This is a genomic window from Niallia sp. FSL W8-0635 (genome assembly GCF_038007965.1).
Taxonomy (GTDB): domain Bacteria; phylum Bacillota; class Bacilli; order Bacillales; family Cytobacillaceae; genus Niallia.
Window position 1 is genome coordinate 2,291,657 of sequence record NZ_JBBOYD010000001.1, and the last position, 24,215, is coordinate 2,315,871.

The 24,215-nt window shown below is 33.8% G+C and carries 23 protein-coding genes and 1 pseudogene; 17 read left to right on the forward strand and 7 right to left on the reverse strand.

Annotated features, from left to right (window positions below; genetic code table 11):
- Window positions 1–26: 26 nt before the first annotated feature.
- Together NYE52_RS10985 and NYE52_RS10990 are read right to left on the reverse strand one after the other, a co-directional pair.
- Window positions 27–1,010, reverse strand: a complete 984-nt coding sequence (locus tag NYE52_RS10985; RefSeq protein ID WP_341193093.1) for a D-2-hydroxyacid dehydrogenase — start codon at window positions 1,008–1,010, stop codon at window positions 27–29.
- Complete coding sequence (locus tag NYE52_RS10990) at window positions 1,010–2,230, reverse strand: aminotransferase-like domain-containing protein (RefSeq protein ID WP_341193094.1); 1,221 nt, start codon at window positions 2,228–2,230, stop codon at window positions 1,010–1,012. The genes NYE52_RS10985 and NYE52_RS10990 overlap by 1 nt, the downstream gene beginning before the upstream one ends.
- 498 nt (window positions 2,231–2,728) lie before the next feature.
- Here NYE52_RS10990 and NYE52_RS10995 point away from each other — a divergent pair, with 498 nt between their 5' ends.
- From NYE52_RS10995 to NYE52_RS11030, 8 genes are all read left to right on the forward strand, one after another.
- A complete protein-coding gene (locus tag NYE52_RS10995) occupies window positions 2,729–4,063 on the forward strand; it encodes a glutamine synthetase family protein (protein WP_341193095.1) in 1,335 nt (444 codons plus the stop codon).
- Window positions 4,064–4,357: 294 nt separating this feature from the next.
- Complete coding sequence (locus NYE52_RS11000) at window positions 4,358–5,290, forward strand: manganese-dependent inorganic pyrophosphatase (RefSeq protein WP_341193096.1); 933 nt, start codon at window positions 4,358–4,360, stop codon at window positions 5,288–5,290.
- Between the two features lie 865 nt (window positions 5,291–6,155).
- On the forward strand, window positions 6,156–6,662 hold the full coding sequence (locus tag NYE52_RS11005; protein ID WP_341193097.1) for a redoxin domain-containing protein: 507 nt from the start codon (window positions 6,156–6,158) through the stop codon (window positions 6,660–6,662).
- Window positions 6,663–6,877: 215 nt separating this feature from the next.
- A complete protein-coding gene (locus tag NYE52_RS11010; protein ID WP_031540139.1) occupies window positions 6,878–7,009 on the forward strand; it encodes an FbpB family small basic protein in 132 nt (43 codons plus the stop codon).
- A 74-nt stretch (window positions 7,010–7,083) separates the two neighbouring features.
- A complete protein-coding gene (locus NYE52_RS11015; protein WP_016205356.1) occupies window positions 7,084–7,227 on the forward strand; it encodes an acid-soluble spore protein N in 144 nt (47 codons plus the stop codon).
- Window positions 7,228–7,474: 247 nt separating this feature from the next.
- The gene (locus tag NYE52_RS11020; protein ID WP_341193098.1) at window positions 7,475–9,817 is read left to right on the forward strand and encodes an AAA family ATPase; all 2,343 of its coding nucleotides are present in this window, start codon (window positions 7,475–7,477) and stop codon (window positions 9,815–9,817) included.
- Between the two features lie 17 nt (window positions 9,818–9,834).
- Complete coding sequence (locus NYE52_RS11025; RefSeq protein ID WP_341193099.1) at window positions 9,835–10,275, forward strand: acyl-CoA thioesterase; 441 nt, start codon at window positions 9,835–9,837, stop codon at window positions 10,273–10,275.
- Between the two features lie 24 nt (window positions 10,276–10,299).
- Entirely contained in the window at window positions 10,300–10,590 is a 291-nt protein-coding gene (locus tag NYE52_RS11030) for a hypothetical protein (protein ID WP_341193100.1), read from the forward strand.
- Between the two features lie 199 nt (window positions 10,591–10,789).
- On the opposite strand, the gene NYE52_RS11035 is transcribed toward NYE52_RS11030, so the two are convergent.
- The 4 genes from NYE52_RS11035 to plsY all read right to left on the reverse strand — a co-directional run bounded on the left by NYE52_RS11035 (window position 10,790) and on the right by plsY (window position 14,157).
- The gene (locus NYE52_RS11035) at window positions 10,790–11,080 is read right to left on the reverse strand and encodes a HesB/YadR/YfhF family protein (protein WP_341193101.1); all 291 of its coding nucleotides are present in this window, start codon (window positions 11,078–11,080) and stop codon (window positions 10,790–10,792) included.
- A 117-nt stretch (window positions 11,081–11,197) separates the two neighbouring features.
- Window positions 11,198–12,352 (reverse strand): CapA family protein, encoded by a 1,155-nt coding sequence (locus NYE52_RS11040; protein ID WP_341193102.1) that lies wholly within the window; start codon window positions 12,350–12,352, stop codon window positions 11,198–11,200.
- Window positions 12,353–12,613: 261 nt separating this feature from the next.
- On the reverse strand, window positions 12,614–13,438 hold the full coding sequence (locus NYE52_RS11045) for a two-component system sensor histidine kinase NtrB (protein WP_341193103.1): 825 nt from the start codon (window positions 13,436–13,438) through the stop codon (window positions 12,614–12,616).
- Window positions 13,439–13,554: 116 nt separating this feature from the next.
- Entirely contained in the window at window positions 13,555–14,157 is a 603-nt protein-coding gene (gene plsY, locus NYE52_RS11050) for a glycerol-3-phosphate 1-O-acyltransferase PlsY (protein WP_341193104.1), read from the reverse strand.
- Between the two features lie 167 nt (window positions 14,158–14,324).
- On the opposite strand from plsY, the gene NYE52_RS11055 reads away from it, so the two are divergent.
- The 3 genes from NYE52_RS11055 (at window position 14,325) to NYE52_RS11065 (ending at window position 18,066) form a co-directional block, all read left to right on the forward strand.
- Window positions 14,325–15,743 carry a phospholipase D family protein gene (locus NYE52_RS11055; RefSeq protein WP_341193105.1) on the forward strand — a complete coding sequence of 473 codons (1,419 nt, stop codon included), beginning with the start codon at window positions 14,325–14,327 and terminating at the stop codon, window positions 15,741–15,743.
- 63 nt (window positions 15,744–15,806) lie between these two features.
- Complete coding sequence (locus tag NYE52_RS11060) at window positions 15,807–16,814, forward strand: DUF3231 family protein (protein WP_341193106.1); 1,008 nt, start codon at window positions 15,807–15,809, stop codon at window positions 16,812–16,814.
- A gap of 163 nt (window positions 16,815–16,977) precedes the next feature.
- Window positions 16,978–18,066, forward strand: coding sequence for an acyl-CoA dehydrogenase family protein (locus NYE52_RS11065; RefSeq protein WP_445669146.1), 1,089 nt, complete (start codon window positions 16,978–16,980; stop codon window positions 18,064–18,066).
- A gap of 184 nt (window positions 18,067–18,250) precedes the next feature.
- Here NYE52_RS11065 and NYE52_RS11070 read toward each other — a convergent pair whose 3' ends face one another.
- Window positions 18,251–18,412, reverse strand: coding sequence for a hypothetical protein (locus tag NYE52_RS11070; RefSeq protein ID WP_341193108.1), 162 nt, complete (start codon window positions 18,410–18,412; stop codon window positions 18,251–18,253).
- A gap of 294 nt (window positions 18,413–18,706) precedes the next feature.
- On the opposite strand from NYE52_RS11070, the gene NYE52_RS11075 reads away from it, so the two are divergent.
- The 6 genes and pseudogenes from NYE52_RS11075 to NYE52_RS11100 all read left to right on the forward strand — a co-directional run bounded on the left by NYE52_RS11075 (window position 18,707) and on the right by NYE52_RS11100 (window position 24,185).
- Entirely contained in the window at window positions 18,707–19,576 is an 870-nt protein-coding gene (locus tag NYE52_RS11075; RefSeq protein ID WP_341193109.1) for a carbon-nitrogen hydrolase family protein, read from the forward strand.
- A gap of 7 nt (window positions 19,577–19,583) precedes the next feature.
- Window positions 19,584–20,252, forward strand: a pseudogene (locus NYE52_RS11080) (GNAT family N-acetyltransferase).
- Window positions 20,253–20,553: 301 nt separating this feature from the next.
- Complete coding sequence (locus NYE52_RS11085) at window positions 20,554–20,973, forward strand: MarR family winged helix-turn-helix transcriptional regulator (protein ID WP_341193110.1); 420 nt, start codon at window positions 20,554–20,556, stop codon at window positions 20,971–20,973.
- A 28-nt stretch (window positions 20,974–21,001) separates the two neighbouring features.
- On the forward strand, window positions 21,002–22,621 hold the full coding sequence (locus tag NYE52_RS11090) for an MDR family MFS transporter (protein ID WP_341193111.1): 1,620 nt from the start codon (window positions 21,002–21,004) through the stop codon (window positions 22,619–22,621).
- A 181-nt stretch (window positions 22,622–22,802) separates the two neighbouring features.
- A complete protein-coding gene (locus tag NYE52_RS11095; RefSeq protein ID WP_341193112.1) occupies window positions 22,803–23,510 on the forward strand; it encodes an SGNH/GDSL hydrolase family protein in 708 nt (235 codons plus the stop codon).
- Window positions 23,511–23,621: 111 nt separating this feature from the next.
- Window positions 23,622–24,185, forward strand: a complete 564-nt coding sequence (locus NYE52_RS11100; protein ID WP_341193113.1) for a hypothetical protein — start codon at window positions 23,622–23,624, stop codon at window positions 24,183–24,185.
- Window positions 24,186–24,215: the final 30 nt, after the last annotated feature.

The following is a 24,215-nucleotide window of genomic DNA, read 5'->3' on the forward strand; positions in this document are numbered from 1 at the left end:
ATAAATACATTCGGCAGTTTTTGTTATTAATAACCTAATTGTTTATCCACAATATTAATTAGTTCTTTCCCGTCTTTAAATCGCTGGATATTTTCTATAAATACTTCCATATAACGATCTAAAGTATTGGGCGAAAAGAAAGCATTATGAGGAGATATAATAACATTTTCTATTTCCCATAAAGGATGTTCTGGCGGTAAAGGCTCTACCTCAAATACATCGAGAGCAGCTCCAGCGATTTTTTTCTCCTTTAGTAGCTGAATGAGCTCTTCTTCCACGATTGTATTTCCTCTTCCGATATTAATTAGAAAACTATTTTCTTTCATTTTTGCTAATTTTTCTTCGTTAATAAGCTGGTATGTATCAGGAGTTGAAGGCAATGCAAGGATAAGAAAATCAGCCTCTAACAGCACATCGTCTATATGATCCAAGCCCACAATTTTATCGGCAGGATCATCCTCTGACAACTTGGAAGGTCTTTTCTTGTAGCCAATCACAAACATATCTAACGCTTTTGCACGTTTAGCAATTTGCTTTCCAATTTCTCCATAACCAATAATTCCTACCGTTGACCCTGAAAGGTCTGTAATTGGGGTGGGGGCCCACCTATTGTTCAGCTGGTTTCGAATCATAAACGGTATTCCTCTTGCTAAACCAGCCATCATTGCAATCGTATGTTCCGCAATGGGAACAGATGTACAGCCCTTTGTATTTGTGATAACAATATCACTGTTTCTTATTTCCTCATGTAACAGCGCATCCAGTCCGACGCTTAAAGATTGCACCCATTTTATATTGGGGGCATACTGTCGGATAGTTAAGGAATCGGTTAAACCTAGCGTTAACACGATATTACAATCGCTTATATCCTGGCTTATGGTTGGCTCAGGATCTCCATATTGCCAATTATCGATAATAAATTCTGCTCCTAATGCCTTTATTTGATCTAAATACTTTTCTGGAATAGTTCTTCTAATATAAATTTTAGGAATAATAGATTCTATCGTCATTAATTAACTTCCTCGATGATCTGTTTACTATTTACATACTCGTAATAGGTGTTTGCAAGTCGCTTAATCGCTTCATGGATAATTTCCTCTTTACAGAAAGTAAAGCATAAACGCATATGATTATAGCCTTCGTCTTCTAGGAAGAAGTGCTTACCGGCGATATAAGAAACGCCAGCTGCCATTGCGGCATCAGCAAATTCACTTGTATCGATATGGGCCGGGAAAGTAAGCCAAAGAAAGAAACCGCCATGTGGTTCATGATAGGAAACATTCTCCCCAAAGTATTGCTGTATAGCTGAAACCATTGCGTTTTTACGAGAGTGGTAGAGAGAATTTAAATTATTAATTTGTTCATCCATATCTATTTGCTCAAGTAAATTTTTCGTAACCTCTTGGACATATACACTTGTAAAACCATCCGTTTTTAGAATTTTCACTTTTTCGATAATTTCTTGTAATCCGATAGCCCAACCAAGTCGTAAACCAGGTGCGATTATTTTGGAAAAAGTACTTAAGTAAACAACTCTTTCTGGTCCAAAGGAATAAATCGCTGGAATATAGGTTTTATCAAAGGAAAGCTCAACATAGGCGTCATCTTCTATAATAAAGAAATTATATTCGTATGCTAATTCAGCAAGTCGTTTTCTTCTTTCAATAGATAAATTAACACCACCTGGATTTTGATAATTTGGAATGACGTACATCAATTTCGGTAAAGGCAGATTATTTTTCACTCTTTCAACTAGCTCTTGTTCGACTAAATCAACTCTCAAGCCATATTCGTCTATTGGAAAAGAAAATAATTTCGTTTCTGCTAAGCGAAATGTTTTTAATGCCCCAAAAAAAGTTGGCGCTTCTACCCATAATTCATCACCAGGATCTGTGAGAGTTCTCGTGATTAAATCAATCGCTTGGGAGCTGCCAGCAGTAACAATTATTTCTTTTTCAGTTGCTTCAATCTCACGGAGCTTTGATCTTTCTTTTATCCAATTAATGATGTTTTTCGGACCTGTTCCACCACTATAAGCTAAAGCTTGTCTTCCTTGCGTAATCATTGCAGCTTCTGTTGCGGCAGTCATTTTATCAACTGGAAGAGATTCTGGTGCAGGAAAACCAAAGGATAAAGGGATGAGATCATCTTGTTTTCCTGCAAAAGCAGACCCGACAACCTCTGTCTCTGGAAATCTTTTACTAAATGAAAAAGGCTTTAATAGATGCATGTTTACCACCGTCCATGTATTATTTTTTACTGTATAAAAGTAAAGCGTAGGCAATCATATGAACTAATTTATGGTTAAAAGCTTGAATCACTCCTTTTTTCTAAATATTCTATTTAATTTAATATAAGCTATTTATTTCGTATTGGGAAATATTAAAAAACTTCAAAAACTTTAGAAAATAGGAGAATAAATGGTGAAAAGGTCATAAAATCGAGAAAATTCGGAATTTTAATAATTTATCCTAAATACATCTGGTCACAAAATTTTACATGAAGATGTATAACGCAGACCTTCCCATCAAATGGGGCATTCCGACATTTTTCTCTTGTAGCTATCTAGCGAATCGTGTCAATAAAAGGATTAATTTGCCACAAATTCATGAAAACGCTACCTAATAAAATTTTTAAAAAATTATAAAAAAACATTGTTTTAAGAGAAAAGATTCCTTATAATGAAAGCAAGTTAGATAATAGAACATGAATTGTGAGGTAAGTTAACATGGCTGAAATTACATTAGAGAAAATTGAAAGTATTGTTAAAGAAAAAAGTGTAGAATTATTACATCTACAATTTGTGGATATTGAGGGAATTTTAAAAAACATTACTATTACTGCACAACAATTAGATGATGCTGTAGAAGGAAAAATCATGATCGATGGTTCATCCATCAAAGGATTTTCTCCAATTAACAAATCAGATTCATATTTATTACCAGATTTAAACACATTTGCAGTGTTACCTTGGACAGAAACAGAAGGGTATTCAGAAGCTCGTTTCCTTTGCTCTGTAACAAACCCAGATGGTTCTTTATTTGAAGGGGATACACGTAACGTTCTAAAGAAAACTGTTGAACGCGCTGCTGAAAAAGGATATACGATTTCAGTTGGACCTGAATTAGAATTCTTCCTATTTGCTACTGATGAAAATGGATACCCAACTACTGAATTAGGTGATAGAGGCGGTTACTTTGAGCCATCACCAAAAGATTTAGGGGAAAAAGTGCGTGTGGAAATTTTTAAAACATTAAGAGCAATGGGCTTTACAATTGAAGCACTTCATCATGAAGTAGCAGAAGGCCAACATGAAATTAATTTCAAGTATGCTGATGCGCTAACAGCTGCTGACTTAGCTACAACATATAAATGGGTTGTTAAAACAATCGCTTCACAATATGGCTTACATGCAACGTTTATGCCAAAGCCAGTATTCGGAATTAATGGATCGGGAATGCATGTTAACATGTCATTCTTCAAAGATGGGGAAAACAGTTTCTATGATGCAAATGATGATTTAGAATTATCTGAATCTGCCTATTCTTTCATTGCTGGTGTATTAGAAAATGTTAAGAGTTTCGTAGCTGTAACAAATCCACTAGTAAACTCTTATAAGCGTCTAGTTCCTGGTTATGAAGCACCTTGTTACCTTGCATGGTCTGCCTCTAACCGTTCAGCATTAATCCGTATTCCTGCAAAACGCGGAATGGCAACTCGTGTTGAACTTCGTTGTCCAGATCCATCTTCTAACCCATATCTAACATTTGCTGTTATTGCTTCAGCAGGATTAGATGGAGTAGAAAAAGGTCTAAAAGCTCCGGCACCAATTAACGAAGATATCTTCCATATGACAGAAGAACGTCGCGAAGAGCTTGGTATTGATAGCTTACCTGGTGGTTTAGATGCTGCAGTCGCAGAACTTGAAGCAGGTGAAATCGGTCTTAAAACACTTGGAGAGCACGTATATACTGAATATGTTGCTGCTAAAAAAGAAGAGTGGGATAACTACCGCACTACAATCCATGCTTGGGAAATCGAAAATTATCAATATAAATTTTAATATATTAGTTAAATAGAAAGGGAGTTTTCTAAATACTCCTTAAACTGCAAATAACACCTGAGAAAGGAGTTATTTGCAGTTTTTATTTTCAAAAAAATCATGAGTGAAGTATCATTGCATGTCTTAAAATAGCACTTTCTAATAAAAATTATCCATTATATATAGAAAGCGCAGCAAATTGGCTTCTTTTTTCTGTTCTTTTCTTTAAAATTTGGTAAGTTATGATAAAATAAAATGGGATGTATGTATTAATTTAATACGTCATCAGATTAACGTAATAAGGAGATTTGCTAAATGGAAAAAGTATTGATTTTTGGTCATAAAAATCCGGATACGGATACTATTTGTTCTGCTATTGCCTATGCAGAATTAAAAAAAGCAATTGGAGTAGAAGCAGAAGCTGTTCGTTTAGGTGAAGTTAGTGGCGAAACAAAATATGCTTTAGACTACTTTAAAACAGATGCACCTCGTTTCATTGAAAAAGCAGGTACAGAAACTAAATCTGTAATTTTAGTAGACCACAATGAGTTCCAACAAAGTGTGGAAGACATTAAAGATGTAACAATTTTGGAAGTAATTGATCATCATCGTATCGCTAATTTTGAAACAAGTGATCCTTTATACTATCGTGCAGAGCCAGTTGGCTGTACAGCTACTATTCTAAATAAAATGTATAAAGAAAATAATGTAGAAATAAAGAAAGAAGTTGCTGGATTAATGCTTTCCGCAATCATTTCTGATTCTTTATTATTTAAATCACCAACTTGCACAGAGCAAGATGTACAAGCTGCTAAAGAATTAGCGGAAATTGCTGGAGTGAATGCGGAAGAGTATGGTCTAGACATGCTTAAAGCTGGTGCTGATTTAAGTGATAGAACGGTTGATCAATTATTAAGTATTGATGCTAAAGAATTTTCAATGGGTACATACAAAGTCGAAATTGCTCAAGTAAATGCTGTGGATACAAATGATGTCATTTCTAAACAAGCAGAACTAGAGACATCTATTCAAGCAATCATCGACAATAAAGGCTTAGATTTATTCCTTCTTGTTGTAACAGATATATTGAATAACGATTCTGTTGCTGTTGCTTTAGGGAATAAAGCAGAAGCTGTAGAAAAAGCGTTTAATGTAAAAGTAGAAAATAACACAGCATTATTAAAAGGTGTTGTATCTCGTAAAAAACAAATCGTTCCTGTATTAACAGAAACATTGGCTGCACTATAATCGTTTAAATAAAAAAATAGTCCAGGTAAAAAATAAAGGATTCCGTTTTCTGATTCCTTTTTACTCTAAATGACACAAGAAAAGACGTATGAATTGGGATACGTCTTTTCTTTATTTATCAAGGTTCTGCGGAAATTTTTTAGAATTTGCGCTATCCATCATTTTGATAATGGATAGTAAGTATTGTACAATTAAAAAAGACACAGTGCTGAATTTAAAAATCCTTCATCAGCGATTGAGAGCGTTCGCCATTGTTTGGCTGTGAAATCAGCTTAAGCAGCAGAGCTAATATTAGACGGAAAAATTCCACTTAATTAGAAATGAATACAAAAAAAGGCTGAAATAGACGGAGAGATTCCGCCTATTGGCTCGAAATTTTCAAAAATGGGTGCTTTTGCTGGGTGTAAGCGGAAAAACTCCCTTTATTTATTCCAAAATAAGCTCCATTCTGCATGTAACCGGAAAAACTCCGCTAATTTTAATTTGCAGTTCTTCGGTAAAGGAGAAGACACCCGATATAATAGTTTACAATGAACCATATCACCTATGAGTATGCTTTCCTAATGAAGAAACTGGCCAATTACTACGGCAGTTTTTCCCTTTATATATACCAATAATGTCTATACATTAGTCATTTAAGTGCTTATTTAAACAAAATGGAGCTGGTTAAGGTGACAATGGACTATTTTATTGTATTTAAGGGAATCATAGAATTATTTTTTAATTAATCAAATAATTTTACGCAGTCAAAATGATAAAATAAAACAAATTGGTTATTCTAAAAGAAAGCATTAAAGGTCCATTAAGAAATTCTTGCTCCACACAACATTTTAAAAATTTCATGATAACAACAAAGGAGGCAGTTATGTCACCAAGAATAGTATCTTTCGTTTTGTTGCTATTAGCCATGTTTTTCATTATTACACCAAGTGATGTCATGCAAGCAAATAGTGGATTAAATATAGGGGATAAGGCACCTAATTTCACAATAGAGGACCTTAATGGAAATAAAATACAGCTATCTGATTATAAAGGCAAATCAGTGATGATAAATTTTTGGACAACCTGGTGCCCGCCATGTAAAAAAGAAATGCTCGATATAGAAACATTTTCAAAAGAGAAACAAGATCACTGGGTCGTCCTTGCTATTAATGTCGATGGTGGAAATGAAGAGGGAGTTAGACAATTTGTCCAAGAGAGAAAATTAACTTTTCCTGTGTTATTGGACGATAAAGACGTTGTTGCTAATCAATATCACATACTTAGTATACCAACAACCTATTTTCTTAATAAAGAGGGTGTTATTATAAATAAGGCATTTACGATGCTAACCCTAAAGGAAATGAGGGAGTTAACAAAAAGTAACAAATAAAGAAAATAATAAAAATTAACATGTAAGCGCTTTACAATTTGCTAGTGATAGACTATAATTACAAATGTAGTGATAAGGAGTGCACACCTTACTTTAATTATCAGAAAACATAAACTTTTCAAATAGATTTAAAAATTATTTCTATTCAATGTAATAATTATCAAACTTTTTGGGAAATATGATAGTACAAATTTTTTTATAAAGGAGAATGAGCAATGAGAAAACCTCGCAAACGTTCATTTCAAGAATTAGTATTAGAAAATAAAATGCAATTATTAAAGGATAGAGAAGCAATCGAAAAGATTGAAGAGCGATTAGAAAGAAAACATTTGAAAAAAGCTCGTTGATATAGAAATCTAAAAATTACCATCTATTCTGCTTATTCTTTTGTACAGACTATAAAAGAAGGAGTTGATAGAAGATGAGTAATCCTAAAAAAGACAGCAAACACTTTGTACCTAGCCATATTGGGACAAAATCGAGAAGTTTTGGTGGGAACAAAGGAAAGCAAATGCAGGATAAATCAGGACAGCATGCTCAAGTAATTCAAACAAAAGGCGAATAATAGCTTCCAATATATAAATATAACAATAAATAGACAGCAATAACTCATTTTTCTTATCAAAAAGGTGAGCTATTGCTGTCTTTATTTTTTACGAAAAAAGAGAAAAAAGTATATACTATTTATATTAGTAAATGATGACGCTTTATTATTTATATCCTGTGAGAAAGGTACATAATCATTAACGAAAATAGAGGAATATGATAGTATTAAAAAGGAATATCCTAAATTAATTAAGAGAAGTGAACATATGAATAACGAACTAATTAAAGAAAATATAAAAAATCAAGAATTGTTAATGTTGGTGAAAGAATTTGAAGAAATAGGATTTATAAAGGATGAAAAGAGAATCTTAGATGAGATTCAAAAGCTTAATGAAGCACAGGATGGAAAAGAAATATCACAGTTATTAACGATTGCTGCATTATCTAGAATGCATGTGAATCAAAAGGATACTATTGCAATTGCATGGTTAAATAAAGCAATGGAGTTAAACGCAGATAATACGATGGCGCTGAAATATCTTTCCCAATATGATTGGAAGAATTTCAGCAATGTACTAGAACCTCTTGTATTTCCAAATATTCGCGAAACAGATAATCGAACAGCAAAACGTAAAATCGCAGAGCAATATATAAATAATTGTCGTGCTTTTTTAGAACAGACAGAAGATGTAGTAGCCCATATTAAGAATCAGAAAAAAAACGCTGCTGTATATGAGAATACAGAAGCCGTTGCAAAATATGAAGCAATCGAACAAACGCTAAAGATAGTGATAGAAAAAACTTCAGAATTACTGAAATCGGCGGAAGAATACGCAGAATCCATTAGTGGTGTATTCCATACGTCTATTTACTATGAAAGTGTAAAAAAATTAATAGAAGAACTTCAAGAACTAAAAAAGGAATGGGCAAGCCTTTTTATAGAAGAAAAAGAAGAAGATCAGACGTCCCTGTCCTCTTTAGAAGAACTGGAGCAAATGGTGGGGCTTGAAACGGTTAAAAAAAGAGTACGGGATTTTTATCAGTTTTTAAGCTATCAAAAATCAAGAAAAAAATTAGGATATATGATTCAAGATGAATTAAGCTTAAATATGATCTTTACAGGGAATCCAGGTACAGGAAAGACAACGCTAGCACGTTTAATGGCTAAGATTTATCATGAACTTGGAGTATTGCCAAGTTCAGAAGTTGTAGAAACTGATCGATCCCAATTAATAGGCGGATATATGGGACAAACAGAAGAAAATGTTCGTTCTGTTGTAAAGCAAGCGGTTGGAGGTGTGTTATTTATTGATGAAGCCTATAGTTTAAAAAGAGAGGGTCAATCTGGCAATGATTATGGGCAAACGGCAATTGATACCCTTGTTTCCTTAATGACAGGATCGGAGTTTGGCGGAAAGTTTGCGGTTATTTTAGCAGGCTATCCAGAGGAAATGCGTCAATTTTTAGATGGAAATCATGGTTTAAGAAGTCGTTTTCCAGCTTCTAATTTGATTCATTTACCTGATTATGCTCCTAGTGAATTATTAGCAATTGGTGATAGAATTGCATCGAGTAATGACTATGTGATGACAGAAGACGGGAAAAGGGCTTTGTTAAAAAGATTGGAGAAGGATCAAGTGGATGAAAGCTTTGGGAATGCCCGAGCTGTTCGTAATATTGTACTTGATGCCATATTTAGCAAAGGGTCTCGTAAATCAAATGAGCAAGAAATTTTAAAATATACACTCCTACAAGAATCTGATTTTGTTTGTGAAGAGGAAGCGAACTCAATTGATCCAGCTACAGAATTAAATGAACTAATTGGATTATCGAAAGTAAAAGAAGAAATAAAGAAAATAATTGCTTTTGTAAAGATTCAGCAATTAAGACAAACGAAATCGAGAAAGAATTTGCCTATCCAACTACATGCTGTATTTACAGGAAATCCAGGGACAGGTAAGACTACTGTTGCAAAATTATATGCTCAGTTCCTTAAAGATTGCGGAATCTTAAAGAGGGGGCACTTGGTAGTAACAAGTAGAGCTGATTTCGTAGCTGGATATGTAGGACAATCTGCTATTAAAACGAGAAAGAAAATAAGAGAAGCACTTGGTGGCGTGTTGTTTATTGATGAAGCCTATTCCTTGTTAGGTAGTGGTGGTCAAGATTTCGGAAAAGAGGTAGTAGATACTTTAGTGATGGAAATGACAAAACATAACGAAAATTTAGTCGTAATCCTTGCTGGCTACCCGAATGAAACGAGTGCTCTATTACAAAGTAATCCGGGTTTAACATCTAGGTTTAAAAAGTTCATCCATTTTGACGATTATATGGCAGATGAATTGATTGAAATTATGAAAATGTATGCGGCGAAATATGATTATTCTTTATCGGAAAGTGCCATATCTATGCTTCAGAATCAGCTTCCTTATGTTATGACAGACGGAAACGGAAGATTTGCCACTAATATTATCGATGAAGCTGTGCAATTACAGGCATTGAGACTGTCCGAGCAATTAGAACAAGGAATAGAAGTAGATGTTTCTACATTGTCTGCAGAAGATATGAAAAAAGTTTTACAAGGATACAAAAGAAAAATCGAAGAATAGGACGGTGTAGGAAACTAATGGGTGATTTCTTTATTTCAACAAGAGACATTGAATTATATTATGCAGACACAGATATGATGGGTGTTGTGTATCATGCAAATTATTTGAAGTTTTTTGAACGAGGCAGAACAGGACTAATAGAAGACATTGGCTATAATTATTTAGAAATGGAAAATGAAGGGTATTTCGCACCTGTCTATGATGTCTATGCGGTATATAAAAAACCGTTACGATATGGAGACCAAGCAAAGGTTAAAACATGGGTGGAAACAAATGATGGGATAAAAACCGTTTACGGCTATCAAATTATTAATCAAAATGAAGAAATATGTGTAGAAGGGACTACAACACATATTATCGTATCGAAAGAAACCTTTAGACCTAAACCTTTTAAGAAGATTTTTCCTGAATGGTTTAATAAATATGAAGAAATTAAAAAGCAACCGACAGACAAGTAAAGTCATATAAAGGAGATTGCTTTCATGGCATTTGGATTAAAAAAACAAGAGCTTGCAGAATGGAAAAGACAAATAGATAATGGAAAAATTGCTTTTTTAACTCATTATTGGTTAGATGATCGTTTCCCAGATTGTAAGACAGTAACAAAAGTGGGCTGTTCTGATTTGGAGAAGTTAAAAAGCTGGGGAAAGAAGTATGGATTAAAGGAAGAATGGATTCATTATCGAAAAGACGGCTATTCTCATTTTGACTTATTGGGTGATACACAAAGAATGATATTGAAAGAAGAGGGGATAGCTGAACGTTTACAATAGTCTGTAAAAATCTTTCTGAGTTGACGTGTATTGAAAATATATCCGTTGCTTTTCGCTATAATTAACTTAGAATCTTCCTATTTTTTGTTGATATGCACCGTTCGTTTTAGAATAGTTATAAACAAAAACAGCGAGACGGTAGTAATTGCTACTTCGTTCTCGCTGTTTTTATTGAAAAAATTATTTGAAATCCAAAAGCTTACTGGGCATGGCGATATTCTGGTTCGTTAGCTACTTCGTTAAAATCTGCAAAAAGATCTTTATCGTCGAAATACCATAAATCTTTCTCTTCTATATAATAATGAATCCCATCTTTAACTGTCTCAATGCCTATATTTACAGGCTGTTCGTTAGAAATCCCTAATGAAAATCCTTGCTGTACTGTACTGCATCCGCCATAACGAGCAAAGAAACGAATATAGTCTCCATCTTTTAACATCATTTCATCCTTGTACCAATCGGCAGCTTTATCACTAATCACAATTTTCATTTTTCACACCTCTTATGAATTTTGCTTCTGTTATTTTAAAGGAAGCATTCTTTTTCTACTGGTATTCTTTCATTATAAAGGATTGTTTTACAATTATCGAATATTTGAATTTCGTTTTTACTCTGCTTGTCCATCTTTAAGCATATGATCCATTATATCTGAATAAATAGATGGTCCATATTTATCGATAGCTTCTTGTGAGTCTAATAATGGATGCATTCTATAATTACTTTCCGCTTTACTTGCTACAAAAGTAGGATAGAAAGAAGGAGTATCCAGCGTAATAGTCGTTGCTTTTCCTTGCTGCTTCTTATTTACAGTAACAGTTACCATACCACCGATATCACGATATTCCTCATCCTGTCCAGATATAAAGTTTCCTAAAGAATAAACAACTAATCCTTTTTGTCCATTTTTTCCTTCTAGCCATTCGATTGGCTGAAGAACATGTGGGTGGCTACCGAAAACGATATGAACGCCTTCATCTATTAAAAACTGTGCTAATTCTTTTTGTTCATTAGATGGAAAACGCTGATATTCGTTGCCCCAATGGATTGCCATCACAATAACATCTGCTTCTTTTTTTGCACGTTGAATTTCCTTGCTGATTTTTTCTTTATCTATTATATTTACGATATATTCCTTTCCTTTTGGGATAGGAATCCCATTTAAACCATATGTGTAAGCTAAATACGCCACTTTAATGCCCTTTTTTTCTAAGACGACTATTTTTTCTTGATCTTCTTTTGATAAATAAGTTCCAACATGAGGGAAACCTATTTGATTCAAATAGGTAATAGAAAGCTTTTGAGCTTCCACTCCGCGATCTAAGGCATGATTATTTGCAGTTGAAACGATGTCAATACCAGCCTTTTTCAAACTATCTGCAATTTCGTGAGGACTATTAAAAGTAGGGTAGCCGGATAAACCAATCGATTCACCTGCAACAATCGTTTCTTGATTTGCTAACAAAAGATCAGGTTTCTTTAATTCACTTGGTAGATTATTGAACATACGATCAAAATTATAATGATTACCTTCTCGGGCATCATTATATACACGATCATGAATTAAAATATCTCCAATTGCCGCAATTGTAATTTTTTCATTTACTTCTTTTGATACATTTTGAATGTCTCTTCCTGGTATAGGATGATTTACTTTGCTTTTAGAAGGGGAGAAATCTAATTTAGGTAGATTCACAAAAAAAAGCGCAAGTACACCAACAATAAGGAAGAAGAGTATAAAAACAATTTTCTTTTTTTTCTTCATCATTAGCCTCATTATCTTATAAAGTGAAACTTCCATCATTGGGGTTCCTTTATTCCCCCGGATGGTTAGTTGTACCACTCGGAACATTACGGACAGTCAATCAATTCTATAAGTAAGTGGTGAGAGACGTACTCTCTGTTATGAGTGGTAAAAATCTTTTTTGTTACATTTCCTCATTAAGAATAGCATATCAAAGATCGATTCGTTTGTATGTACAGAAGGGCGAATTCATATAAAAATGTCACTATTAGTAATGGATTACTATGAAAAATAGGTGGGAAGTTGAATGGTAATGGTTGTGCCCTTTGCTATTGTACTTTCAACAATTATTTTCCCACTATATTTTTCAACTAGTTGTTTGCATACAAAAAGCCCCATTCCTGTACCAGTTTTTTTCGTTGTTTTTAGTGGTGTAAATAAACTGTTTAACTGTGCATTTGTTATGCCGTAACCATTATCTTTTACTATAATGAATACATTCTCCATAGTTGCGTTTGTTTTAATCGTTACAGTCTTAGATGCGCTTGCGTTATTTGCTTCTGTCGCTTCAAAGGCATTTTTGACTATATTTACGATTATTTGTGTTAGATGCTGTTTATTGGCCATGCATAATGAATTGTCTGATGATAAATCTACTTTAACGTTTATCCCTTTTAAATTAGCATCACTTTGAAATACAGGGGATAAATTCATGATTAATTCATTAATGGATAATGGAGTAATTTCATTATTTTGTGATTTGGAAAGAGTTAAAAAATCGGAAATTAATTCATTAGCTCGCGTTAATTCACCAAGAGCTAAATCCGTGTATTGATGAATTGTTTCGAGATTACTCGTTTGTTTAATTAGTTGCAGAAATCCACTTACGCTTGTTAAAGGATTTCGTACTTCATGTGTAATACTGCTAGCCATTTTTGCTATATTTTCACTATAGGTAGTAGAAAGAGATAAGGATCGCAAGCTATCCAGTACCTCTTCCATATAGGCTTCTTGTTCCACTAGTTTTGTCTCAATCACTTTCCATTTAGTCGTATATTGTTCGGCGTAATCTGTTGCTACTTTATTATTTACCGTTTGAATGGCCATTATTAATCGCCCCTTTTAATGATGATAATAAAAGGTATGACGAAAAAAAGCATTTTATGTCAGTTAATTAAACTTGTATAAAACAAAAAAAGACCATTTTCGGTCTTTTTTTGTTTTTATAACCAGCTTACTTTTGGTTCTGTTTTATTGATGATTCGTTTAATATTGGCACGATGTCTATAAACGACGAAAATGGTGAGAACCGCAAGGATAAAGATTAATAATTTATCATCCCAAAGGATAAGGGAATAGACAAGACCGGCAATGCCTGCAACCATGGAAGAGAGAGAAACATATTTTGATATATATAGTGTAAGGAAAAATACAGCTAATATAATAACGAATAAAAGGGGTTCATGCCCAAGAAGAATCCCTGCTGACGTAGCAACTGCTTTTCCTCCCTTAAATCCAGCGAATACAGGATACATATGACCTACAACTGCAAATATACCAAAAATGAGAGGATTAATCTCCACATCCACATTCCAAATAAGTGTAACAACAAAAGGTAGTAATGTTGCAATAGTACCTTTAAGGATATCGGAAATCGTAACAGCAAAGCCTGCTTTTTTTCCTAGGACACGGAATGAATTGGTGCCACCTAAATTCCCACTGCCATGTTCACGTATATCTATATTGTAAAAGGTTTTGCCTATTATTAGTCCAGAAGGAATAGATCCAATTAAATAAGCGAGTATAATTAATAGTCCAATAATCAATTTTCGTAATCTCCTTCACCTATGTAAATGCTTTTTGCTTTTATATTGTACCATGTATTTGCTAAAACTCATCATTTTTTCAAAAAATATTCTCTATTTCCCATGGTAATTCTTCGTTCTAATGCGAAAGATAAATTTGAGCATATTTGAATACGGGGAGGTAAAGGATGAAGCGGATAATACTTACTATATTTGTACTCTTTTTTCTAATTTATAGTGGTACCATTTATTATCATGTAAACAAACCTCTACCAAAAGGATTGTCAATAGAAGGGCCAGTTCATTATGTAGAGAATGTGGAGCTACTGACAGATATCACATATAAAAATAGCGAAAATAAGAGAAGTCTGCAACATGAAATACTCCAAACTATGTTAAGGGACATTCAATATGCAGAAAAATTTATTGTAATAGATATGTTTTTGTTTAATAAAGATACGAATAAAGATCAAGCATACCCTCCTTTAGTAGAAGAGCTTACAGAAGCTTTATTAAGGAAAAAACAAGAGAGGCCTTCTATAAGTATCGTGTTTCTTACAGATAAAATTAATACGGTATATCATTCCTATCCTTCAGAGGAATTAAATCGGCTAAAGAATAACGGGGTAAAGGTTATCGAAACAGACGTCCGAAAGTTGCGTGATTCTAATCCACTTTATTCCGCGTTTTGGCGAATGTTTGGACAATGGGTGAAAAATAGTGGAAATGGTCATCTACCGAATCTCCTTGCCAAAGGTGCTCCCAAGGTTACGACCTTATCCTATTTAGAATTATTGAATGTAAAAGCGAATCATCGAAAACTTCTAATTACAGATCAAGCAGCGATTATTTCGAGTGGGAATATTCATAATGCTAGTGGTTATCACTCCAATGTAGCTTTTCGTGTTCAGGGCAATATTATGAATGATTTACTTAAAAGTGAGGAAAGTGCTGCAAGACTAAATGAACAGATTAATTTGCCGCGAATTACCAAACAAGTAGAACGACAAACAAATATAAAAATCCAATTATTGACGGAAGGAAAAATAGGGAAGCATGTGTTAGAAGAAATTAAAAATACAAATAAACAGGATTCGATTTGGATTGGAATTCTCTATTTAGCAGATCGAAAAGTAATAGAAGAATTGAAAGCAGCAGCAGAGAGAAAGGTACAAATATATTTAATGTTAGATCCAAACCAAAATTCATTCGGAAATAAAAAAAGCGGCTTGCCAAATATCCCAGTTGTTGCAGAACTACGAAAAGCAAAAGCAGCAAAATACATTCATATTAAATGGTATAACACAGGAAAAGAGCAGTATCATCCCAAAATCTTCTTAGTTGATAGAGGAAAAGAAAATACCATTATTAGCGGTTCTGCTAATATTACGCGCAGAAATCTTTATGATTTTAATTTGGAAACAGCTGTTAAAATTATTGCTCAAAAAGATACAAAGGTAGTGAAAGAAACGAAGGGATATTTCCATAAATTGTGGACTAATGAGGGTGCCCAATTTACAAAGGATGTAGATACACAAAGTAAATTACCTCTTTTTCGCTATATAATCTATCGGCTCCAGAGATTGTCATGGTTTACTACCTATTAAATTAACTCATAATTTCTTGTCCTTTTCAAATAATAGTAGCAACAATGATTTGGAGGGAATGTAATGGCTAAAAATGAAGTATTAACATCATCTGAGCTTGCAACATTATGGATGACTTATCAAGAAAAAACGATGTTTCTTCGTATGGTTGAATATTTCCACTCTGTTAATGAAGATAGAAAAGAAAAAAACTTTTATGAAAGCCATATGAGTAAATTAGCAAAAGAGATTAAGAAAATAGAAATGATTTTAACAGCAGAAAGAGCTAAAATTCCAAACGGATTTACGGAACAGGATATAAATAAACAAGCACCAGCATTGTTTCAACCAACTTTTGCCCTGCAAATAATGAGAATGCTTTCAGAAATTGGCATGGGACTACATGCGCTTCATTTAGCAAGGTCGTATCGAAAAGACATAATCCGTTTTTTTCAAGAATTATCTGTTACAACACAGCATTGCTATGAAGAATGCACGGAGCTATTAATCGAAAAAGGTGCCTTAAGCCGTCCACCACAAGTGTCCATGCCTGAACAAGTAGATATGGTAGTGAGTACGCAGTATTTAAAAGGAAATAATATATTCGGCGATAAAAGAGTATTAAATACAGTGGAGGTATCCTTTCTTTATCAATCGATTGAAAGTAATGCAATTGGTCAACAGTTAATTACTGGATTTGCTCAAGTAACAAGAGACCCAGAGGTGAAAAAATTCTTTACTCAAGGCAAAGAACTTTCAAAAAAAATAATTACCAAGCTTTCGAAAAAAATAATGGATGATGATATTCAAGTTCCACTTGCATGGGTCGGCAGTCCGACCGTTTCAACGGTTTCTCCGTTTTCTGATAAGTTAATGATGTATTGTATTAGTCTTTTTTGTAGTTTTGGATTAGGTAGTAACGCAATTGGAACTACATTTAGTTTACGGAAGGATTTATCCGCCACTTTTCTCCCACTTATCACCCAAATTTATGATTATGGAGTACATGGTGCTGAATTAATGGCGAAAAAAGGGTTTACAGAAGAACCACCAAGCATGGAAAACCGAAATAATATTATAAATAAAAACTGACTTTCTTATTAATTAAGTGCCATCATTGCTTTTTGCTTATCAGTAATTGGAAATAGTGCTATGATAACCTTATAAATGAACTGGTAAGGGAGATGGCGCTACTGTGACTGGATTTTTTATCACAGAAAATAATGTATCAAAGAGATTAGAAGAACTTTCTGAAATGGGAAAAAGGTTTTCAGAAAGAGCAAAGGAAGTGGATGAGAATGGATCATTTCCTTTTGAAAATATAGAAGAACTGCAGAAATCTGGCTATACAAGCTTAACGATTCCTAAGGAGTATGGCGGACAAGAAATTTCTTTATATGAATTAGTAAGACTACAAGAAGTCATCGCTCAAGGAGATGGATCTACAGCTTTATCCATTGGATGGCATATGGGCGTTGTAAGAAATATATATGAGGCAAATTGGGAGCGGGAGACACTGAAGGAAGTGTATGGTCGATTGCTAAATGGAGCTTTAATAAATGGAGCAGCAACCGAACCGCAAACAGGAAGTCCGACAAGAGGAGGGAAACCACAAACTACTGCCGAGAAGAAGGGCGAAAATTGGGTAATTAATGGACATAAATCCTTTACTACGATGTCGCCTGTTTTAGATTACTTTCTCGTAACTGCCTCCATAAAGGACTCAGATGATGTAGGTAATTTCCTTATCCCAAAGGAATGCAACGGTATTCGGGTAGAAAACACATGGGATAGTATTGCCTTAAAGGGAACTGGAAGTAACGATGTGTATTTTGAAGATGTAGAAATTCCAGCTCCTTACTATGTAGAAAAGCTGGAAAGAAGAAAAAAAGTCAATCCATGGCTATTGCATATTCCCGCATGCTATCTAGGAATAGCTGGTGCGGCACAAAAAGAAGCGGTAACTTTTGCGAAAAATTATTCTCCAAATAGTATAAAAGGGACGATTAGTGATATTCCAAGCGTCCGTGCAAAAATTGGTGAAATAGAATTGAAAATGCAAACAGCCAAACATTTTTTATATTCTGTAAGTAAAAAATGGGATGAAGCAGACAAAGAACAACAAGCCCTTCTACTCCCAGAACTAAGTGCAGTGAAATTAGTCGTGACCAATACAGCAATCGAAGTAGTCGATATCGCCATGCGCATTGTCGGAGCACGTAGTCTTTCCGCCAAAAGTCCTCTACAACGATATTACCGAGACGTCCGAGCAGGCTTACATAACCCACCAATGGACGATATGACAATCGAACAATTAGCAGTAAAATCACTAAATGATATGTAACTACTTAATAAAAAATGATTGCCTTTAGAAGCAATCATTCTGATCATAGTCAAATTACTTAATAGAAACAGTGGTTTGACTATGTTTATATTGCTATATTACACATAGACGTTGCTACGGAAACTTTAAAGTATTAATAGAATCTTATGCTTCTAAGCATTCATTCATTGACCATATATATATCTTAACCAACTTTTTTCAAATCAGCTCTCACTCTAAATGTTCGATAAAGTCGTAGGAAAAATGTTTCTATTCGAAACGTTCCATTTATGTATCTTTTTAGCCCAATAACTACTAACTCTTCTATCAAAATCAAACCAAGGAAAGCATAAATCAAAACACTCAAATCCATTCCCCTCCTTAAGACTCTAGTCATTATTTCTATTCCTTTTTTTCTTGCAATTCAAACAATTATTAGCCGATTATAAAATAATATGAACATCATTTCTCTTTAATACATAAATATAAAGAGAAAATTCCTACAAAAAATAGTTCAAAACCATTGAAAAATCTAGAAGAATGACTCATAATCATATCTTGAATCAATACTTTTATTAATTAAAAAACACTTCTAAACAATTAGAGGTGATATTCCTCGTCAATCGGGATACAAAATACGCTATATAAAGGGAGATGGAAAATGAAAATAAGAGTTTCTGCCGTACAATATAAACTGGAAAACATTAAGTCCTTTGAAGAATTTGCAAAACAATGTGAGCATTACGTACGAACAGCACTTGAATTTGGTGCAGAATTTGTTTTATTCCCTGAATTTTTTACTACACAGCTTTTATCAATGGGAGATGAAAATAACGCTTTAACGATTAATGAATTACCTGGATTTACCGAGCAATATCAGGATTTATTTAGGTCGTTCGCTGTTCAAACTGGAATGCATATTATCGGTGGAACTCATGTCATTCGTAGAGAAGATAAATTATATAATGTAGCTCATTTATTTTATCCTGATGGAAGAATTGAAGAGCAGGCAAAACTTCATATTACGCCTACAGAAGTATATGAATGGAATATGGAAAAAGGAGACTCCTTCCGCATTTTTGATACGAATAAAGGAAAAATTGCGATTCTTACTTGTTATGATATCGAATTTCCTGAAATTGTCCGCATGGCAAAGGCAAAAGGAGCAGATGTTATTTTTTGTCCATCTTGCACAGATGATCGCCACGGCTTTCATCGTGTTCGATATACTTGTCATGCAAGAGCAATTGAAAACCAAGTTTATGTTGTTGTAACAGGTACTGTTGGTACACTTACAAACGTAGACTTTATGCGAGCAAACTTTGGGCAGGCAGCTGTCATTACGCCAAATGACATCCCGTTTCCACCACAGGGTATTTTAGTGGAAGGGGAACTTAATAATGATATGATCGTAACTGCAGATCTAGATTTATCGTTATTATATGAAGTAAGAGAAAAAGGTTCCGTAACGACTTGGAGAGATAGAAGAACAGATCTTTATCCTGATTGGAATTCAACTGTGGAAGGATGAGTAACGTATGTTCCATAGTGAATTTTATCTCTTTGATGCAGATAAGCCGATTCGATGTACAGTAAGAAACTATCAGGAAAAGGATTTTAAAGAACTCATTGCTATTCAATCAGGATGCTTCCCGTAGCCATTTCCAGAAGAATTATGGTGGAATGTTGATCAATTATCCAGTCATCTTACCCATTTTCCCGAAGGAGCAATCTGTGTGGAAGTGAATGGAGAGCTTGCAGGTTCTTTGACATGTCTTCGTGTCTCTTATGATGCAAAGCGTCCACATCATAGATGGGAAGAAATAACGAATAATGGATATATAACTACACATGATGAACACGGAAATGCCTTATATGTTGTCGATATAAGCATACGCCCTAAATTCCGAAAGCTTGGCTTAGGAAAGGTTCTCTTACAAAACGCCTATTATTTAGTGATCGAATTAGGATTAGATAGATTACTTGGGGGTGGAAGAATGCCTGGCTATAAAAGGAATGCAAAGGAGATTTCACCAGAGGAGTATTTGCAGCAAGTTCTGTTAGGGAACTTAAGAGATCCTGTTTTAACTTTTTTATTACGATGTGGAAGAACTCCAGTTACCGTATTGCATAATTATTTAGAAGATGAAGATTCATTAAACCATGCTGTTTTAATGGAATGGAAAAATCCTTTTAAAAATAAATAATCTTTTGAAATGTCTTATTTGCCCCATTGATGGAGAGGAATAAATTTTTCCTCCTTTAATCTATGGTTAAATAAGACATTTTTTATTACCTGTGAATATCACCGTATATGTAATAAATATCGTTATTAACTAGCATAGTAATTAAAATTAAATTTTTTCAAAAAAGAGATTAAATAGAAAATGGTTTAAAACAAAAAAAACAATTGACATGTAAATAATTAAGTTATATATTATTTAATGCTTAATAATTAACTACTTAAATATTCATTAGTGAAATAAGTTTAGAAAGGATGGGGGATAGGTGCATAATGGCGAAGACCTTTTTGAAGTCGCAGCAATGTTTGGCACATTTATAAAAAATTTAAAAAGTGATTTTAACAAAAATAGCAATGATTTAAATATGACACAGTATAAAATGCTATTTTGTTTAGATAAAGAAGGAGCTCAAAATGTTTCTGATCTTGCGAAGATTGTACACATTACAAATGCTGCGGTTACTACTATTACCGACCAATTACTGGAAGAAGACTATATTACAAAAGTTCGATCAAAGACTGATCGGAGAGTTGTTAATATTACCATTACCGAAAAGGGAAGAGATATAGTAAATATTATGAAAAAAGAGCAGCAGAATAAGATGAAGGAACATTTTCGCAAATTAACAGATGAAGATATTCAACATTTAAAAAGAATTTTCAAACTATTAAACGAGAATTTCTAATAATTTCATAAAGAAAAGAGAGAATGCAATGGAACATTTAACACAAAAGAAAAAACTGTCGATTATGATTGCCATAATGGCAGCAATGTTTTTCGCAGCGATTAACCAAACAATCGTTAGTACGGCAATGCCGAAAATTATCTCCATCCTTGATGGTATGGATTACTATACTTGGACAATTAATATTTACATGCTTACCTCTACTATTGCTACAGTATTAGTAGGAAAGCTATCTGATATGTATGGACGTAAGCCGTTCTTATTAATTGGGATTTTATTATTTATGGTTGGTGCTTTCCTAACAGGTACTTCCAATGATGTATTCCAATTTATTGCTTATCGTGGTATTCAAGGTATTGGTGCTGGTATTATTCAATCATCAGCCTTTACAGCAGTTGGAGATTTATTCCCACCTCGTGAACGTGGAAAATGGATGGGCTTATTAACAGCCGTATTTGGTTTTTCTAGTGTGCTTGGACCTCTTTTAGGTGGATATTTAGTGGATCACTTAGATTGGCATTGGTTATTCTGGATCTTCTTACCAATTGGTATTATTGCATTTGGAATGATTATGGTTTTATTCCCTAAAGTAGAGGGAAGCGGCAAACAAAGCATTGATTATATTGGCTCTCTATTTATGACGATTGCCATAGTACCATTATTATTAGCCTTTTCTTGGGCAGGTACAGAATACGCATGGGGATCTGCTCAAATTCTTGGATTAATTGCTTCTAGTATCATTTTTGCAATTGTCTTTGTACTAGTAGAAAGAAAAGCAAAAAATCCAATATTACCGTTACATCTTTTCAAAAATAATATTGTTACCGTATCAAATATCATTGGTTTTATTATGAACTTTGGTATGATGGGCGCAATGATTTATCTTTCTTTCTTCGTACAAGGAGTGTTAGGTATTTCACCTACTTATGCTGGATATGTAACAATGCCAATGTCTATTGTAATGGTTATTTCAAGTACTATTATTGGTCAATTAATTTCAAAAACAGGGAAATATAAACGCTTTGCCTTAATTGGGGTACCAACGATGATTGCTGGTATGGCAATTATGATCTTTATGAACAGTGTACCAATGGCTATTTTAAGTATGATTGTATTTGGCTTAGGTCTTGGTATTGGAATGCCAGTATTCTCGATTGCAACACAAAATGCTGTTTCTCATAAAGAATTGGGAGTAGTAACAGCTTCCACACAGCTATTCCGTAACCTAGGTGGTACAATCGGTATTGCAGTGATGGGTACGGTTATGGCAAATAATTTAAAAACCAATCTACAAGATACAATGCAAAATTCGCCTGTTGTTAAGGATTTGGCAACATTGGATCCTCAAGTAACAGAGAAAATCGTTGGATTTGCAAATCCACAAGCTTTAATGAATAAGCCATTGCTTGAACAAACTGAAGCAAGTCTGCCTGCAGATGTTCAACCCATTTTTGCGAAAATGATTGAAGGAATTAGAGACGCTTTAGGTGATACGTTATCAACTGTATTTTTAACTGGTACAATTGTATTAGTGGTTGCCTTTTTATTAGTGTTTTTCTTAAAAGAAATTCCATTACGCACAACAAACCAAGCTTCTCCAGAAGGGGAGAAGGAAGAAGATATCGTTCTTGATAAACAAAATTCATAAGGCGCATATTTTAGAAAAGGCTATATTCCATAATACTTTGGAATATAGCTTTTTTGCATTTATGGAATAAGAAATAAAAGAAAATTCATACATTTTTTGATGCAATCGTAATTTTTTTCGCACAACCTTTTTTCTGTTATAATAAATTATAATAACTGAATGAAAAAGTAGGGATGCATAAATGAAAATCATCTGTTTTGGAGATAGCATAACGAGAGGCGTCTCTTTTGTAAAAGGCAGGCTAAGAATCATCAAAGACAATTATCCCACTTTTCTTGAAAAATTATTTTCAGTAAATATTTCAGAGGATATAATTGTCTTAAATAAAGGTGTATTTAATGATAATTCCCATTTATTATTGAAGAGATTGGAAAAAGATGTCCTTTCTGAAAAGCCAAATTATGTTTTATTAAATGTTGGTGGGAATGATTGTAATTTTAATTGGCAAGAAGTGGCAGATAGTCCAAATAGTAACCATGAACCAATTGTGTCAGTTCAACAATATATGGAAAATATCAAACAAATGGTAACGAAAATGAAACAGTCTAATATCACGCCAATACTGATAACCTTACCACCACTTGATCCGGTTAGGTATTATAAATTTATTGCTGATAAATATGGGACAACCATTAGTCATTGGATTAGTTGCTGTGGAGGAATTGAGCATTGGCATAGTTTATACAATTTACAGTTGAATAAATTAATTGAACAATTTAATCTTCCTAACATCGACGTTCGCACAGCACTAAAAAAAGAGGGCAATGCTACTGATTTTATTAGTGATGACGGAATTCACTTGAATGCAGACGGATATAGAAAAATGAGTGAAGTCATCTTTGAGGAAATGCTTCGATTTATAGAAGGGGAAAAACCACGGATATCATAGTTGCTTTTCAATTTATTTTAGAATATAGCTGTGGAATATTATTGAATTATACTATAAGATAAAGAGACAAGCAGTCATCAATACTTCGATTAGATAGTGGAGGAAACACGGATGAATACATTGTATGAAAAAATAATTGATGTTTTGCAACTTAATGGACCAACAACCCTATCTGTAATTCATAATGAATTAAATCGTTTTTTAGGAGAGGAAGATACAGCGATTTCGATGTCCTCCATTAAGTCTGTCCTTTCACGGAAGAAAGACTTATTTGAGGTTTGTGATGATATCGTATCGATTCATCCAGATAAAGAAATAACGAAATTAATTGTTGAATATAAGGTAAATCAAGAACACTCTTTTAGTATTCATATCGATTTTGACCTTCACAATTATTTAATCCAAGAATGGAGCCAATTTCCAATTGTCGTACCCCCAGTTTTTAATAAAATCGAGCCAGAAGAGTATGATGCATTAAAGATGGAATTGTATCGATTGAAAATTTGGAATTGGGAAGAGGAGCTACTTGGAATAGAATCCGTAAAATGTACAGTTCGATTAGTTACCGTTAATGCCTCTTACACGGTTGATTTAGTAAATTTACAATCGAAGGAATGGAGACATATACAGAAAATCATTTCCCTTTTTACCGATTTAGAATTGCTACTTAAATGATGGAGGATAAACATATCAATGTGAAAATTG